This is a genomic window from Acidisarcina polymorpha (genome assembly GCF_003330725.1).
Taxonomy (GTDB): Bacteria; Acidobacteriota; Terriglobia; order Terriglobales; family Acidobacteriaceae; genus Acidisarcina; species Acidisarcina polymorpha.
This window is the reverse complement of sequence record NZ_CP030840.1, coordinates 6,261,652-6,277,887: the sequence shown is the minus strand read 5'-3', so window position 1 is coordinate 6,277,887 and position 16,236 is coordinate 6,261,652. Positions and strand designations below refer to the sequence as shown.

The following is a 16,236-nucleotide window of genomic DNA, read 5'->3' as shown; positions in this document are numbered from 1 at the left end:
TTGCTCAAGATGACGGAAGATTCTCCAGCCAGAAACAAACCAAAGCAAGAGTGGGCCAGCGAGCAACAGCGCATGGTTGGGCGTTTCGCTGGGATCGAGATTCCGCTGTGTGATGCCCGATTTAAGGCTTGGCGGCATTCTCCAGATCGGCAGCTTTCTGCAACTCGACGGCGGCCGCGGCTGCATCTCCCTGCTTTTCAAGTGCGGTTGCCAATCCGCGATGGGCTTCAGGATAGTCTGGATCGTAGCTGAGCGCCTCCTTGAAAAGTGCGACGGCGTCGACGAACTTTCCGTTCGCGACCAGGCTATCCGCCGAATGGGTCGCGACCTCGGCACGCTGACGGTTGGAGTTTGCCCGCATCAGATCTGCGGCCTTCTTGCGCTCGGCGGTGGCCTCCGCGGTCTGACCTTGTTTAGCCAGAACCGTAGCCAGCGTGAGGTGCGGGTCAGGCTGCTGAGGGCATTGGCGGATGGCTTCCTCGAGCGCCGCCGCGGCCTCCGGCAGCTTCTCCAGCTTTGCGTCGACACTGCCAAGGGTCGCCCATCCGTCTCCGTTCGTGGGCTGTAGCTTGAGCGATCGATCCAGTTCCGCTGCCGCATCGGCATAGCGGCCGGATTGCATGTAGAGTACGCCGAGCACGTACGGCGGCTCGGGTGCGGACGGATTCTCTTTCTCCGCTATCTCCAACTCTGGGATGGCCGAGCCGGCGTCATCCTGCATCTTGAAGGCGAGCCCGAGGTTGTAGTGGAGTTGGGGCGACTCCGGCGCTAACTTCAATGCAATTCGCAGTTGGATGATCGCATCGGCGATCTGATTCAGCTGGATATAAGCGCCAGCCAGGTTCTGGTGAGCCGTAACCATGCCGGGCGATAGCGTCACTGCCTGCTGCAGCCGAGGAACCGCATCTTTGGCTCGCTGGACCTGGGTGAGCGCGAGACCAAGATTCGTCAGCGCTTCGGCGTTGTTGGGGTCGGCGGTCACAACCTTCTCGAAGAGTGGGAGCGCGGCTTCGACGTTGTTGGTCCTTTGCAGGGCGAGGGCCAACTGATATTCGACTTGCGCAGAGCCCCGATGCAAATCAAGCAGGTGGCGATAGATGGCAATCGCCTGCGCATCCTGGTCGGAGGCGCTGAGCGCTTTCCCGAACTCGACGCCAATGGTGGGGTCATCCGGGGCCAGTTGCGAGGCGCTGCTCAGCTCGGCGAGAGCGCCGGGTTTCTGCTGCGCCTGCAGCGCCAGGCCAAGATGCAGATGAGCGGAAGCCAAGGCGGGATTCAAGCGGGCGGCTTCGGCGAACTGCTGTTCCGCGTCGGGCCAAGCCTGCCGCCGCACATAGAGCGAGCCCAGTTCATCATGCAGCTCGGAGTTTCCAGGATCGGCGGTGACGGCCGCTCGCATTTTGGCGATCGCCAACTCTGGTTGAGTCGCGGCAAGGCACCGGGCATAAGCAGCCAGGGCATAAGCCGGAAGGCTGTGCTTGTCGGCACGGGCCGCGGCATCGAGCTTGGCGAAGAAGGGAAGCGCTTTGGCGGCCGAGCCACTTTGTTCATAGGCGAGCGCCAGATTGATCTGGGCGCTCTCATCGCCCGGCTTGATGGCAAGCGCCTTCTCCAGTTCGCGAATGCCGGCAAGTGTCTGGCCGAGGCTCACCAGCACCGCTCCGAAGGCGCTGTGCCCTTGTTCGGCTTGCGGCGCCAGCTTGACGACCTTCTCAAAATAAACCCGGGCGCCATTTAGATCGTGGGCAGCGAGGGCCGCTTGGCCGGCTTTGTAGTCGGCGTCCGCCTCCTTTAAGGCGGCGGAGACCTCCTGGGCGGCAGCGGAACCAGCGAATGCCAAGAGAACCACAAGAGCGATCAGGAATGCTCGAGTTGGGAAACGCGGATCAAGCACGGCAAAGTAAGTTTATGTCAAAGCAGGCCGCAGAATCGGGAGGCCGATGGAGGACTTGATTTCCCTCTGGCCAACATCCCGGGTCGCCCGGCAGCAATGAGGCAGCGCGACCAGCCATTTTTATCGGACTTGATTGCCTTGCATGTCCGCAATACGCCGGCAAAGGTAACGCTGCTCGATCTTGTTGGTGGTCAGCCTGAGGGCGCTCCGGTAGCTCTCAAGTGCGTCCCTAGCTCGGCCCATGCGACGGAGCAGATCGGCGCGAGCTGCATGGTAGAGATGATAAGAATCGAGATCGCGATTCGCCCCAAGCCGATCGATCAAGTCGAGCCCTTGTTGCAGTTCACCGCTCATGGCGATGGCGACGGCTTGGTTCAGGTAGACGATTGGCGACGTTTCGATAGCCGCGAGGACGCTATAAAGAGCGGCGATCTGTTTCCAGTCGGTGTCGGCAGCCGTCTGAGCTTCGGCATGGACCGCGGCAATCGCTGCCTGCAATTGATAACTGCCGGGGCTGCGGCGTCCGAGGGCGCGCTGAACTAAGCGGATTCCTTCGGCGATCTGATGATGATGCCAGCGGGAACGGTCCTGCTCTTCCAGCAGGATCAGCTCGCCGTCTGGTGCACAGCGGGCGTCGCGACGGGAGTCGTGGAGCAGCATCAGCGCCAGCAAACCCATGTTCTCCGGATTGCCAGGCATCAATACGACGAGAATGCGCGCGAGCCGGATCGCCTCGGCGCACAGCTCCTTGCGAAGAAGGCTGTCTCCTGTACTGACGGTGTAACCCTCATTGAAGATCAGATAAAGTACAGCCTGGACGGAAGAAAGCCGTTCGGCGAGCTGCTCGGGAGGCGGCACCTGGTAGGGAATCCGAGCCTGCTGGATCTTGCGCTGAGCACGTACCAGGCGCTGCGCCAGGGTTGTCTCAGGGACAAGGAACGCGCGGGCGATCTCTGCCGTCGTCAAGCCGCCCAGGGTGCGCAGCGTTAACCCGATCTGGGCCTCCTGGTTGAGCGCGGGGTGACAGCAGGTAAAGATAAGCCGCAAGCGGTCATCCTCCTCGGCGCTCATTTCTTCGTCGAAGACGGCGCATTGCGGTCCCTCGTAAAGCAGCTGCTCTTCATGGGATTGCCGGGTCTTTTCCCGGCGCACGTAATCGATCAGCTTGCGATTTGCGGCCGCCGTGATCCAGGCACCCGGATTCTCCGGGATACCGCCTGCCTCCCAGGCCTGGAGAGCCGCGGCGAGAGCGTCCTGCATCGCCTCTTCCGCAAGATCGAACGACCGCGATCTTCGAATTAGCCCCGCAAGTATCCGCCCCGACTCCTCCCGAAAGACTCGCTCGATGGCCGCGCGAAGATCACCCGTCATGCATCGATTCTGCCATGTCGCGAAGCGGACGCACTTCGACGCATCCCGATCCGCCAAGGCAGGCTGTAGGGATCCTTGCCGCCCAGGCGATCGCCTCATCGAGGTCCCGGCACTCGAGGATGTAGTATCCCGCGAGCTGTTCTTTCGTCTCGGCATAAGGGCCATCGGTGAGCAGGACCTTGCCGTTCTCTGAACGGACTGTCGTGGCGGTAGAGCTTCGCTGGAGCGGATCCGCGGCGCGAAAGACGCCGCGAAGTCTGGTCTCGGTCATCAATTGACGATGGGCCTCGGCCACCTCGGCCACGGCTTCAGTTGGCGCCTTCTCATCTTCCTGCGAGTAGATCAACATCATGTAACGCATTCAGGTCTCTCCTGACATCAGGATTGAGGCGCATTTAAGCCAGCGTAAACCTCGAGTCGGCCTTCACCTCGTCTATCTGGCCCACGTGCCGTGCGGTATGAGCGGCAGTCGCCAACAGCCAATGATAGCCATCCCACGGACCGAGAATGGGGTGGGGAATCACGTGGCCCCGCAGAGAGGTTGAGTTCAGAAGTCTGATCGTGCGCCTGCGATTCTGCAGAAACTCCTGCAGGGCCTCGGCTTCCGACCATCGACCGGTCGGCCGAATCGGTTCAGGAGCATCGATCCGTTGCTGCCGCTTGGGCACTTCGGCGAGGATCAACGCCTCAACCTCGCTGGCGTGCCAATCCGAAGGCGGCGGAGGCGCTTCGCTTATCCTGCCGAGAGTGAAGTGGACCCGGGGTTCAATCAGGGCGAGATGCTCGACAATCTCTAAGACCGACCAGCGGTCCCCGGCTTGCTTGTATACCCATTGTGAAGGCGACAAACCATGCACACACCCGATCAGCGCCTCTCGGGTCTCGGTGAGATACCGGGCAGCGACGGCGATCTCTTCGGGCGACAGTTCGGGATGAACGACAGCAGCAGTTGCAGCAGCACTGGACATAGATCCTCCGATGTAGCTTCGCGTCTGTGAAGAAGAGTTTCGTCGCGGCATCGCTTGGACTGCCGCGACCGGGCAGCTTGCGGGCTTTAAGAGAAAACCATAATGGGCCGCACCTCGATCGAGCCGAACCGCGCGGCCGGAATTCCAGCTGCCATGGACTCCGCCTCGTTCGAGTCGGCGGCCTCGACGAGGTAGTAGCCGCCGAGTTGTTCCTTCGTCTCGGCGAACGGGCCGTCGGTGGCGACCGCCTTGCCGTCGCGTACCCTTACGGTCCGCGCCGTGGTCGTCGGTTGGAGCGCTTGTCCCCCCTTGATCGCGGCAGCATGTTTCTGCCCAAACGCCCCATATTCGGCGAACTCCCCCTCGTCATAACCCTGTTCAAACCGTTTTTGGTCCTCGTAGATCAGCAGTAGATATTGCATGGTGGTCTTCCTCCTATGACAACGACGTCCGGCTTTGCTCGTTTTCGACAAGTTGCAAAAGAAATTTCAGGACACTCTTCGACGGCCACCCCGTTCCGACGGCGAGGCCGCCGACTTGGATTGTGAGGTGTGTCGAACGTCACAGCCTGATCTGCGGACAACGCCTCACACTAAGGCAGTGCTCGCGGTTGACATGCTACGAGCAAAGACCGGGGGGCGGAATGAGTGTGAAGACCCAAGAGACGGTGATCCTCGATGCCAATGAAGCGGTGGCTTCAGTTGCCTATCGCCTATCCGAGGTGATCGCGATTTATCCAATCACTCCGTCTTCGCCCATGGGTGAGTGGTCCGATCAGTGGAAAGAGGAAGGCAAGCCGAATATCTGGGGTTCGGTTCCGATGGTTGCCGAGATGCAGAGCGAAGGGGGAGCTGCTGGCGCCCTCCATGGCGCCCTGCAGGCCGGGGCGCTGGGTACAACCTTCACTGCCTCGCAGGGGCTGCTGTTGATGATCCCCAACATGTATAAAATTGCCGGCGAACTGACTGCTTCGGTCATGCACGTGACCGCCCGGTCGATCGCGACCCATGCGCTGTCGATTTTCGGAGACCACTCCGATGTCATGGCCTGCCGCAGCACCGCCTACGCCATGCTGTGCTCGAACTCGGTCCAGGAAGCGGCCGACCTCGCGTTGGTCGCCCACATCGCTTCGCTTGAATCCCGGATTCCTTTTTTGCATTTCTTCGATGGATTCCGCACCTCGCATGAGGTCAATAAGATCCTCGCGATCGGCGATGACGATATCCGCGCGCTGCTCGACGACAAATATGTAATCGCCCACCGACAACGCGCCCTCACCCCGGACCGCCCGGTACTACGCGGGACTGCGCAGAATCCGGACGTCTTCTTCCAGGCGCGGGAGGCCTGCAATCCTTTCTATCTCGCAACCCCGACCATCGTGCAGGATGCGATGGACCGCTTTGCCAGGCAAACCGGACGCAAGTATAAGCTCTTCGACTATGTGGGTGCCCTCGATGCCGAGCGGGTCATCATCCTGATGGGTTCGAGCGCCGGCGCGGCTGAGGAAGCCATCTGCCGCCTTGCTCTTCAGGGCGAAAAAATCGGGGTGCTCAAAGTGCGTCTCTTCCGGCCCTTCGATGGCTCGGCGTTTCTGGCCTCGCTGCCGCGGACGGTGCGTTCGATTGCCGTCCTCGATCGCACCAAAGAACCGGGAAGTCTCGGAGAGCCTCTGTATCAGGACACGGTCACTGCGGTCGCAGAGGCCTTCGCGGAGGGCAGGTCGCACTTCCTCGAGCAGCCGCGGATCGTCGGCGGCCGCTACGGGCTCTCATCGAAGGAGTTCACGCCCGCCATGGTCAAGGGCATCTTCGATGAACTCAAGAAGCCGAACCCTAAGAACCATTTCACCATCGGCATCGAGGACGACGTTACCCATACCAGTCTGCCTTATGATCCGGAGTTCTCGACTGAGGATCCTCGTACGGTCCGGGCTCTGTTCTACGGCCTCGGCTCCGACGGCACGGTGGGCGCGAACAAAAACTCCATCAAGATCATCGGCTCCGAAACCGACAACTACGCGCAAGGCTACTTTGTCTACGATTCCAAGAAGTCGGGCTCAATTACCACCTCGCACCTGCGCTTCGGACCTGAGCCGATTACTTCCACCTACCTCATCACCAAGGCAAACTTCGTCGCCTGCCACCAGTTCTCCTTTCTCGAAAGAATGGACGTGCTGGTTGCCGCCTCGCCCAACGCGGTCTTCCTCTTGAATACACCCTTTGGCCCAGACGAGATCTGGAGCCACCTGCCGAGGAAGACGCAGGCGACGATCCTCGAGAAGCAGCTGCAGTTCTACGTGATTGATGGATATGCGGTCGCTCGCGCGGCCGGGATGGGCAACCGGATCAACACCATCATGCAGACCTGCTTTTTCGCGATCAGTGGCGTGCTGCCCCGCGAAGAAGCGATCGAGCAGATCAAGAAGGCCATCCAGAAAACCTACGGCAAGCGCGGGGATGCGGTGGTGCAGCAGAACTTCGATGCAGTCGACGCCGCCCTCGCTCACCTGCACAAAGTCGATGTGCCGGGTACGGTCTCAGCCACCTTCGACATCCTTCCCGCCATCCCTGGCGCGGCTCCGCACTTCGTTCGCGATGTCCTCGGAGTCATCGCAGCCGGCTCCGGCGATCTTCTGCCGGTGAGCGCTTTGCCTCCGGGCGGCACATTCCCCACGGCGACAGCGCGGTGGGAGAAGCGCAACATCGCCCAGCAAATTCCGGTATGGGACAAAGACCTGTGCATCCAGTGCGGCAAATGTGTGATGGTGTGCCCGCATGCGGTGATCCGCGCCAAAGTCTTCGCACCAGCCCAAGCCTTGGGCGCCCCTCCAACCTTCAAAACCGCCAAACCGAAATGGCGTGGTTTGGAGCAAGAGCTCTACTCTCTGCAGGTTGCTCCCGAAGACTGCACCGGCTGCCGTCTGTGTGTCGAGGTCTGCCCGGTCAAGAGCAAGAGCGAAGCCAAACACAAGGCGCTGAACATGGAGCTGCAAGCGCCGCTCCGGGCCGCAGAGAAGGAGAACTGGGAGTTCTTCGAATCGCTGCCCAGCTTCGACCGCAGCCGGATCAATCATGGGCAAGTGAAGGACGTGCAGCTGCTCGAGCCGCTCTTTGAGTTCTCCGGAGCGTGCGCGGGATGCGGCGAGACGCCATATATCAAGCTGCTTACTCAGCTCTTCGGCGATCGCCTCTATATTGCGAATGCAACCGGCTGCTCATCGATCTATGGAGGCAATCTACCTACAACGCCGTATACCGTGAACCAACAAGGCCGTGGTCCGACCTGGTCGAATTCACTCTTTGAAGACAACGCCGAATTTGGCCTTGGCATGCGGTTTGCCGTCGATCAGCAAAAGTCATTTGCCGAGGAACTAGTTCGCCGGCTGCTCCCGGTGATGGGTGAGGATCTGGGGCTCGCCGTGCTGTCCGCGGACCAGTCCACCGAAGCAGGCATCAATGCACAGCGCGAGCGTGTCGGACGGATGAAGATCCTGCTGGAGTCCATCTCCACCGGCGTCGACCTGCCGGACATTCGCAATCTGCTTGCAGTCGCCGATACCTTGGTTCGCAAAAGCGTCTGGATCGTCGGAGGAGACGGCTGGGCCTACGACATCGGCTTCGGCGGCCTGGATCATGTGTTGGCATCCGGCCAAAACGTCAACGTGCTGGTGCTCGACACCGAAGTCTACTCGAACACCGGCGGCCAAATGTCGAAGTCGACCCCGCGCGGAGCGGTCGCCAAGTTCGCCGCCGGTGGCAAGCCGAACAGCAAGAAAGATATCGCCATGGAAGCGGTCAGCTACGGTTCGGTTTACGTCGCCCGGGTGGCTCTCGGCGGAAGCGACACGCAAACCATCAAGGCCTTTCAGGAAGCGGAGGCGCATAATGGGCCGTCGATCATCATCGCTTACAGTCACTGCATCGCCCATGGCTACGATCTGGTCCACGGTCTCGATCAGCAGAAGGCCGCGGTGCTGTCGGGTTACTGGCCGCTGATGCGCTACAACCCCTCCCTTCGCGACGAAGGAAAGAACCCGTTCCAGCTCGACTCGAAGGCGCCCAGCATTCCCCTCAAAGACTACGCCTATCAGGAAGCGCGTTACACGATGCTCGTGCGCAGCCATCCCGATGTCGCCAAAGAATTGCTGCGTGAGGCGCAGGATGACGTCGAGCGTCAGTGGAGGGTCTACTCCGCACGGGCGGCGATGCCCGGCCGCGGTGAGACGCCCCATATTGCGCCTGCGGAGAAAGACGAACCGCTCCTCGCCTCTTCGGCTAACGGAACGGGAAGGGAAAACTGACATGGAAGCGCTCGATCTCACGACAGAATACCTCGGCATCCCCTTAAAGAATCCGCTGGTCGTTTCTTCTAATCCGCTCTCCGAAGCGACACTAAACGTGCGCCGTATGGAGGACTTTGGCGCTTCCGCCGTCGTCCTCGGCTCGCTCTTCGAAGAGCAGCTCAACCTTGAAAGCAACGCCCTCGACCGGGATTTGTCGCGAGGCACCGACTCGTTTCCGGAGTCGCTCAGCTACCTGCCCGACTTCGACGATTACCGTGCTGATCAGGACCATTACCTGGAGCATCTAGTCCAGGTAAAGCACAGCGTCTCGATCCCAATCATCGCCAGCATCAACGGCGCCACTCCGGGCGGGTGGGTCCGCTTCGCTCGCGATGTTGAGGCCGCCGGCGCCGATGCGCTTGAGCTGAACACCTACTCATTGGCCACCGATCCGCTCATTCCTGGTAGCGAAGTTGAGCAGCAGCTCGTCGAGCTCGTCCGCCAGGTGCGACATAGCATTCGCATCCCGCTCGCAGTCAAGCTTTCGCCTCAGTTCACCAGCATTCCAAACCTTGCTGTGCAACTGGATGCCGCCGGCATCAATGGCCTGGTCGTCTTCAACCGCTTCTACCAGCCCGACTTCGATATCGAGAACTTGACGGTTACCCCGCACCTTTCGCTAAGCCGGTCGGACGAGTTGCTGCTCCGGCTGCACTGGGTGGCGATCCTCTACGGGCGTATCCGCGCCGACCTGGCTATTACCGGAGGCGTGCATTACGCCAAGGATGTCTTGAAAGGAATCATGGCCGGTGCGTCGGTGACCATGCTGACGTCGGCCCTTTTGATCCACGGCATCGAGCACCTGAACACCATCCATGCGGACCTGATTCGCTGGATGGTCGAGCATGAATATCAGTCCATCCGGCAGATGCGCGGATCGCTCAGCCGGATCGCCGTCCCGGATCCGTCGCCCTTCGAGCGCGGCAATTACATTAAGACGCTGAGTTCGTATACCCTGCGGCGTCCCGCCTTCCGCTAGCGCTCTCGATGTCCCGCCGCGAGATTGGGCGCGGGGTCGTATAGTATGGCGTGGCGATGAAAGCACCGAGGAACCGCGCTCGTATTCTGCTCGCCGTTGCCTGGCTTGCCCTGCTGTCGATCCCAGCGCCTGCTCAAGACATCAGCTATTTTCGCGACTGGCCGCCGGGATATTCTCCCCGGGAGATAGGGAAGCGGGTCGCCGAGCGCTTTGTCTCCAGCCCTCATCAGTACGACAACAATCCCACGCACTACTCGGAGATCGACACCTGGTACGGCGCGCTCGCGTTTGCTTCGATCACCCACGACGCTGGGCTCCGGGACGAGCTGATTCGGCGTTTCGATCCTTATCTCCCCGGCGGCCCTGACTTCGTTCCATTAACGGCGCTGCGGAGTGAAGACCTCAGCGTGCTGGGCATCGTGCCGCTCGAGATCGGCATGCAGACCGGGAACAAAAAATATTTGACGATGGGTAAACAATGGGCCGATCGGCAGTGGGAGACGCCCCGTCCCGATGGCCTCTCGATCGAAACCCGCTTTTGGATCGATGACATGTACATGATGACCATCCTGCAGGTGGAGGCCTACCGAGCTACTGGCGATCGCATTTACCTCGACCACGCGGCGCTTGAGATGAGCGTGTACTGCGATAAGCTGCAGCAGCCGGACGGCCTGTTTTTTCACACTCTGGAGACGCCATTCTATTGGGGAAGAGGCAACGGCTGGGTCGCGGCAGGCATGACGGAGTTGTTGACCGACCTGCCGGAGAACCATCCTCGACGGCCACGCATCCTCGAGGCATACCGGCTGATGATGGCCGCGCTGCTGAAATATCAGGGAAGAGACGGCATGTGGCGGCAGCTGATCGACCATGACGAGGCGTGGCCGGAGACGTCGGCATCAGCCATGTTCGAATTCGCCATGGTTACCGGGGTGAAGCACGGCTGGCTGGACGCCAAGACTTACGGGCCAGCCGCTCGTCGAGGCTGGGTCGCGGTCGCCGGGTATATCGACCAGAACTACGACGCGACCAATGTCTGTCAGGGCACCAACGCAACCAACAGCGTGGACTACTATCTGCAGCGCAAAAGGCTCACCGGCGACTTCCACGGTCAGGCGCCGATCTTGTGGACGATCAATGCACTCCTTCGGTGAAGCAGTCATTGAAGCGTTTCGGAAAGCGGTTTAGGAAAGCTGCCCATCGGACTCGAAGTCGTGGCTCGGCAGATCAGAGAGAGGCATGTCTCCTGGGGTGCCGGTTGCCGTTGGTGGTTCCTCGTGCTCGGCCCTGCAGTCTCTTTCGCTGATGACCCGCCTGACCGCAAGCAGCGCTGCAGGGATAGCTGCGGCCACCTTCCCGCTGGGTACTTCCCGTAATGCGAAATCCTCGCCACCGACAGTGATTGCAACTGACCGAGACGGAGTCTTGCCATAGAATTCGAGGGCCAGCTTCAATAGCGAGGCAGGATCGAGATGATGAGTAAAGATCGCTGGCAAAGCTCCGGCGGCTTCGATGGGAGTGGTAGAGACAGTGCCTGCGGGGGTAATCGCCGAGCAGTCGACGAATACTGCAAGATCCGCATCGCTGACGGCTTCCGCGTGTTCCGGCAACAGTTGCTGGGTGCAGACGACAAAGACGTTTTCGCGCGGGGGATTGTCGCTGATTTCTCGGCCAATCCGCCAGCCGACTCCGTCATCTCCGAGCAAGGCGTTGCCACAGGCAAACACCATCGTGCGACGCGCGTTGTCCGCGGTCGATCCTCCGGGCATCACTCCGGCAGCTATCATCGGCGTACCTCATCGAGCATTGTGCCATCCGGGGCGAGCAGTTCGATGATGAGCGGCATCTGGCCGAAGGCATGGGTGGAGCAACTGAGGCAGGGATCGAAGGTTCGAATCACCGCCTCTACGCGATTCAGCATGCCGTCGACCAGTTTGTCGGTCTTCACGTATTGTTGCGCCGCTTGCAGCACTCCGCGGTTCATGGCGTTATTGTTTTGCCCTGTGGCGATCACCAGGTTGGCCCAGAGCATCTGTCCCTTTTCGTCAACTTTGTAGTGGTGCATGAGCGTACCCCGCGGGGCCTCCGCTACACCGGAGCCTTCCAGCCGGTTGACTCCCGCGGTCGCCCTGACGTGGGTATCGAGGATCGTTGGATCGGTAAAGATCCGCTCAACGACCTCGATGCCGTAGAGGATATCGATGAGTCGCGCCTGATGGTAATAGAAGGATCCAAGCACGGGGCCATTCGCGAGTTGTTTGAACTCCTTCAACTCGGCATCCGCCAACGGAGTGCCCGCATGTTTGGCGATGTTGAGACGGGCCAGCGGCCCAACCCGGTAAGCGCCATCGGGATAGCCGAGCGGCTTGTAATACGGAAACTTCATGTAGGAGAATGGCTCGACCGCTTCCCCAAAGTGATCGTCGAACTGCGCCGCCTCGAGGTTGTCTAACAGCACATTGCCGTCCGCGTCGATCAGCCGCAGTTTGCCGTCGGTGAACTCGAGACCATCGTCGTCGCTCACCATACCCAGGAAGGCGCCGCGGAAATTTGCAAAGCTTTCGGCCTCCCCGCGAAAGCGTTCCGCGATCTTCTTGTACCAGGTCAGGGCCAGGTGAATATTCGCATAGGCCTCTGGAATCAGGCCCAGGATCTCATCGCGCTTCACCGCGCTCAGCGGCTCGGTCACCCCGCCAGGCACCACCCATCCGGGATGAATGCGCTTCTTTCCCAGCAGCTCGATGATGTGCTGGCCAAAACGGCGCAGGCCGATGCCCGCTCGTCCAAGTTCTGGATTGACCTTTGCCACGCCGAAGATGTTCCGCTCAGCCGGGTCTGAGTCCATGCCCAGCAGCAGGTCCGGCGAGGCCAGATAGAAGAAGCTCAGCGCGTGCGACTGGATGGTTTGCGCCATATTGAGCGCACGCCGCAGCTTCGCGGCAGTCGGAGGAATCTCGACCGACATGATCGCCTCGCAGGCCTTGGCTGAAGCCAGCAGATGGCTGACCGGGCAGATGCCGCAGATGCGGGCCATCAGGCCAGGCATCTCATAGAACGGGCGGCCTTCGGTGAATTTCTCGAAGCCACGCACCTGGGTCACGCTGAAAAAGGCTTCACTCACCTCGCCCTGATCGTTGGTCTTGAGAGTAATCTTCCCATGGCCTTCGAGGCGCGTTACCGGGTCGATCGTGATCGTCTGCGACATCGTCATTTCTCCTAGGCGCCAAACCGGGTCAGGCTCCCAACGTCCGGCGTACGTCCAGCTAGCAGTTCAGTGAGCACCGTGAAGAAGGTGTCGGCCGACGGAGGGCAGCCGGGAATATACATATCCACGGCGACGAATTCATGCACCGGCCGCACCTTCTCCAGGAGCTCCGGAACGATCACGCAGGGAATTTGGGGCTGTGCGGAGACGTTCTCAGTGTAGGCCCGTTTCAAGATCGCTGCCGTGCCGAAGGGGTTTCGCATCGCCGGCACATTCCCGGCGACCGCGCAGTCGCCCATCGCGACCAGGAATTTCGTGTGCTCGCGAATGTGGTGGATCTTGCGTTCGTCCTCGACGCTGCTGATCGCACCTTCGACGAGCGCGACGTCCACCGAATCGGGATAGACCTTGAAGTCGACCAAAGGGCTGAATACGAGATCGAATTGACTGCTAAGGTCGAGCAGCCGCTCGTCCATATCCAGAAAGGACATGTGGCACCCGGAGCAGCCGTCCAGCCATACTGTCGCCAACTTGGTTTTGCTCATTGTGCCTCGCGCATCATGTTGAGATAGGTCAGGAACTCGGGATGCTTGGGATGGTCCCAGCCCAGCTTGCCTTTGTCGGATAGCGCGCCGGTCGGGCAGACTTGCACGCACTTGCCGCAGCGGGTGCAGCTTGACTCTCCCCAGGGTTGATGCAGGTCGGTGATGACCATCGAATCGACGCCTCGACCCATCACATCCCAAACGTGCGCGCCTTCCACCTCGGCGCAGACGCGCACGCAGCGGGTGCAAAGAATGCACCGGTTATGGTCGGCGACGAACCGCTCATGCGAGGCGTCGACGTCGAGCTTCGGATTGCGATAGGGAAGCCGCACATGGGTCAGACCCTGCGATTGCGCGAGAGATTGGAGCTCGCAGTTTCCATTGGCGACGCAGACCGAACAGACGTGGTTGCGTTCGGCAAACAACAGCTCAAGGATGGTCTGCCGGTAGTGGCGCAGCCGTTCGGAGGTGGTCGTGACCTCCATGCCTTCTTCCACGCGGAGCATGCAGGCCGGTGTCAACTTATTCGAGTTCTTCACTTCGACCAGGCACAACCGGCATGCGCCTACGTCGGAGAGGCCGTCGAGGTGGCAGAGCGTCGGGATGAAGATATTGTTCTCGCGCGCCACCTCAAGCACCGTCTGATCGCCGCCGGCGCTCACGTGCTTTCCATCGATGACGAGTGTCTTGACATCCGCGGCTACGGTCATGCAGTCACCTCTTCCCCGGCCATCACTCTGCTGCCGCAAGCGCACACCCCGGCGCGGCAATGCTTCTGCTCGATGTGCTCCAGGTATTCGTGTTTGAAGTAGCGCAGCGTGCTCAGCACCGGATTCGGCGCAGTCATGCCCAGTCCGCATAGGCTGGTGTTCTTGATCACGTCGCACAAGTCGACCAGCAGATCGAGGTCGGCGTGGGTGGCGACCCCATCGCAGATTTTGGTGAGGAGCTGGAACATCTGCACCGTGCCCGCCCGGCAGGGGATGCACTTGCCGCAAGACTCGGTCATGCAGAACTCCACGAAGAACCTCGCCACGTTGACCATGCAGGAGGTGTCGTCCATCACGATCATGCCGCCCGATCCCATCATCGAACCCACGCCGATCAGCGCATCGTAGGTCACCGGCAGGTCGAGGTGCTCCTCGGGAATGCAGCCGCCGGAAGGGCCGCCAGTTTGCACCGCCTTGAACTTGCCTCCGTTGGGGACGCCGCCGCCGATGTCGAAGACGATCTCGCGCAGGGTCATGCCCATTGGCACCTCGATCAGTCCGGTGTTGGCGATCCTGCCGGTTAAGGCGAAGACCTTGGTCCCCTTGCTCTTGTCAGCGCCTATGCTCGAGTACCAGTCAGCGCCGTTGCGAAGGATCGGCGGCACATTGGCGAAGGTCTCGACGTTGTTGATCAGCGTGGGCGAGCCGAACAGTCCCGACATGGCGGGATAGGGCGGCCGCGGCCGCGGCTGGCCGCGCAGTCCTTCGATCGAGGCGATGAGCGCCGTCTCCTCACCGCATACAAACGCGCCCGCGCCGAGACGGATTTCGATGTCGAAGGCAAACGCCGTGCCGCAGATATTTGTCCCCAGAAAGCCGCGCCGCCGGGCCTCGCGAAGCGACACCGTCAGGCGGCTGACGGCAAGCGGATACTCTGCTCGGACGTAAATGTATCCCTTGGTGGCTCCAACTGCATAGGCGGCAATCGCCATGCCTTCGATGACCCGCTGCGGGTCGCTCTCGAGCACGCTCCGGTCCATGAACGCTCCGGGATCGCCCTCGTCGGCATTGCAGATCACATACTTCTGGGCGCCGGTAGATTTGGCGACCGTGCTCCATTTCAGGCCGGTCGGATAGCCTCCGCCTCCGCGGCCGCGCAGTCCGCTCGCTGAGATTTGCTCGATCACCACCGCCGGCGTCATCTCCGTCAGCACCTTCACGAGCGCCCGATATCCGTCGCGGCCGATGTACTCGTCGATTTTTTCCGGATCGATGTACCCGGAGTTTTCGAGCACGATGTGTTGTTGCCGTTCGAAGTAGTTCTCCCGGTGAACGGCGAGCCGCTCGACCGGCTGCTCCCCGAGGCTGTCGATTAACTCCTTGGCGTCTTCGGCGCGTACGCCGCCATAGAGGGTCTCAGACGGCTCGACCAGCACCAGCGGACCAGCCGCGCAGAGCCCCATGCAACCCGTCTGGCGAACCCGGCAGCGCTTGCCCGACGCGGCCGCTTCCTTGGTCAAGGCATCTTTGAGTTGATCGCTATGCTGCGAAAGGCAACCCAATGCGACACATACATTCACCTCATGGTCGAACTTCCCATGCTCGGCATTGACTGTCTCGGCGATCTGCAACAGTTCTTCGCTAGTCATGGGAAGTCCAACTTTCCAGCTGCTCCAGCATCCGCACAGGTTCCACAAGTCCTACAAGTTCTTCATCCACAAGCATCACTGGGGCGCGGCCGCAGGCGCCTACGCACCGGGCCGTCATTAAGGAAACATTGCCGTCCTGCGTTGTTTTGCCGGGCTTGATTTGCAACAGCTTTTCCGCCGCGGCCAGCAGCCGGTCGGCGCCTTTGATATAGCAGGCAGTTCCAATACAAATGGTGCAGGTATGCTTGCCCGGCGGCTTCATGCTGAAGTGGTTGTAAAAAGTCGCCACCCCAAAGGCCTGGCTTAAAGGCACATGCAGCGCCCGGGCCACAAACCGGATTGCGTTGTCATCCAGGCACCCGAAGGAAGACTGGACGGTATGCAGGGTCTCGATCAGAGCATTGCGCTCGTAGCCGTGGCGGCGCATCGTCCCGTTGACGATCTTCCAGCGTTTGTCATCCGACGGAAGCGGGGGCATTGGGTAGACTGGCAAGGTTCCTCCGGCGCTGCGGCGTTTGTCCGAAGATTGGACAGCTCCTTTGTACTTCGAGAAACGAGGACACGTCGGTGATG

14 protein-coding genes are annotated in these 16,236 nt (G+C 60.7%); 3 read left to right on the top strand and 11 right to left on the bottom strand.

Annotated elements, in window-relative coordinates; genetic code table 11:
* Positions 1–121: 121 nt before the first annotated feature.
* From ACPOL_RS26755 to ACPOL_RS26735, 5 genes are all read right to left on the bottom strand, one after another.
* Positions 122–1,840 carry a tetratricopeptide repeat protein gene (locus ACPOL_RS26755; protein ID WP_150133141.1) on the bottom strand — a complete coding sequence of 573 codons (1,719 nt, stop codon included), beginning with the start codon at positions 1,838–1,840 and terminating at the stop codon, positions 122–124.
* A gap of 174 nt (positions 1,841–2,014) precedes the next feature.
* Positions 2,015–3,265, bottom strand: coding sequence for an RNA polymerase sigma factor (locus ACPOL_RS26750; protein ID WP_114209760.1), 1,251 nt, complete (start codon positions 3,263–3,265; stop codon positions 2,015–2,017).
* Positions 3,255–3,626 (bottom strand): YciI family protein, encoded by a 372-nt coding sequence (locus ACPOL_RS26745; RefSeq protein WP_114209759.1) that lies wholly within the window; start codon positions 3,624–3,626, stop codon positions 3,255–3,257. Before ACPOL_RS26745 ends, ACPOL_RS26750 begins: the two co-directional genes overlap by 11 nt.
* A 34-nt stretch (positions 3,627–3,660) precedes the next feature.
* A complete protein-coding gene (locus ACPOL_RS26740) occupies positions 3,661–4,233 on the bottom strand; it encodes a DinB family protein (protein WP_161557583.1) in 573 nt (190 codons plus the stop codon).
* An 86-nt stretch (positions 4,234–4,319) separates the two neighbouring features.
* Positions 4,320–4,655, bottom strand: coding sequence for a YciI family protein (locus ACPOL_RS26735; RefSeq protein ID WP_114209757.1), 336 nt, complete (start codon positions 4,653–4,655; stop codon positions 4,320–4,322).
* A gap of 221 nt (positions 4,656–4,876) precedes the next feature.
* On the opposite strand from ACPOL_RS26735, the gene nifJ reads away from it, so the two are divergent.
* The 3 genes from nifJ to ACPOL_RS26720 are packed head-to-tail and all read left to right on the top strand — an operon-like array spanning position 4,877 to position 10,708.
* The gene (nifJ, locus tag ACPOL_RS26730) at positions 4,877–8,533 is read left to right on the top strand and encodes a pyruvate:ferredoxin (flavodoxin) oxidoreductase (RefSeq protein ID WP_114209756.1); all 3,657 of its coding nucleotides are present in this window, start codon (positions 4,877–4,879) and stop codon (positions 8,531–8,533) included.
* A 1-nt stretch (position 8,534) separates the two neighbouring features.
* On the top strand, positions 8,535–9,554 hold the full coding sequence (locus ACPOL_RS26725) for a dihydroorotate dehydrogenase-like protein (RefSeq protein WP_114209755.1): 1,020 nt from the start codon (positions 8,535–8,537) through the stop codon (positions 9,552–9,554).
* Between the two features lie 56 nt (positions 9,555–9,610).
* The gene (locus ACPOL_RS26720) at positions 9,611–10,708 is read left to right on the top strand and encodes a glycoside hydrolase family 88/105 protein (RefSeq protein WP_114209754.1); all 1,098 of its coding nucleotides are present in this window, start codon (positions 9,611–9,613) and stop codon (positions 10,706–10,708) included.
* A gap of 30 nt (positions 10,709–10,738) precedes the next feature.
* Here the strand turns inward: ACPOL_RS26720 and ACPOL_RS26715 are convergent, their stop codons facing one another.
* Genes ACPOL_RS26715 through ACPOL_RS26690 form a run of 6 tightly spaced genes read right to left on the bottom strand, consistent with a single transcriptional unit; the run spans position 10,739 to position 16,156 of the window.
* Positions 10,739–11,341, bottom strand: a complete 603-nt coding sequence (locus ACPOL_RS26715; protein ID WP_114209753.1) for a hydrogenase maturation protease — start codon at positions 11,339–11,341, stop codon at positions 10,739–10,741.
* The gene (locus tag ACPOL_RS26710; protein WP_114209752.1) at positions 11,338–12,759 is read right to left on the bottom strand and encodes a Ni/Fe hydrogenase subunit alpha; all 1,422 of its coding nucleotides are present in this window, start codon (positions 12,757–12,759) and stop codon (positions 11,338–11,340) included. The genes ACPOL_RS26715 and ACPOL_RS26710 overlap by 4 nt, the downstream gene beginning before the upstream one ends.
* 11 nt (positions 12,760–12,770) lie before the next feature.
* Entirely contained in the window at positions 12,771–13,304 is a 534-nt protein-coding gene (locus ACPOL_RS26705; RefSeq protein ID WP_114209751.1) for an NADH-quinone oxidoreductase subunit B family protein, read from the bottom strand.
* Positions 13,301–14,014, bottom strand: a complete 714-nt coding sequence (hoxU, locus tag ACPOL_RS26700) for a bidirectional hydrogenase complex protein HoxU (protein ID WP_114209750.1) — start codon at positions 14,012–14,014, stop codon at positions 13,301–13,303. The genes ACPOL_RS26705 and hoxU overlap by 4 nt, the downstream gene beginning before the upstream one ends.
* A complete protein-coding gene (locus ACPOL_RS26695) occupies positions 14,011–15,645 on the bottom strand; it encodes a NuoF family protein (protein ID WP_275066497.1) in 1,635 nt (544 codons plus the stop codon). The genes hoxU and ACPOL_RS26695 overlap by 4 nt, the downstream gene beginning before the upstream one ends.
* A gap of 10 nt (positions 15,646–15,655) precedes the next feature.
* Positions 15,656–16,156: an NAD(P)H-dependent oxidoreductase subunit E gene (locus ACPOL_RS26690; protein WP_201758976.1), complete on the bottom strand. Its 501-nt coding sequence runs from the start codon at positions 16,154–16,156 to the stop codon at positions 15,656–15,658.
* Positions 16,157–16,236: the final 80 nt, after the last annotated feature.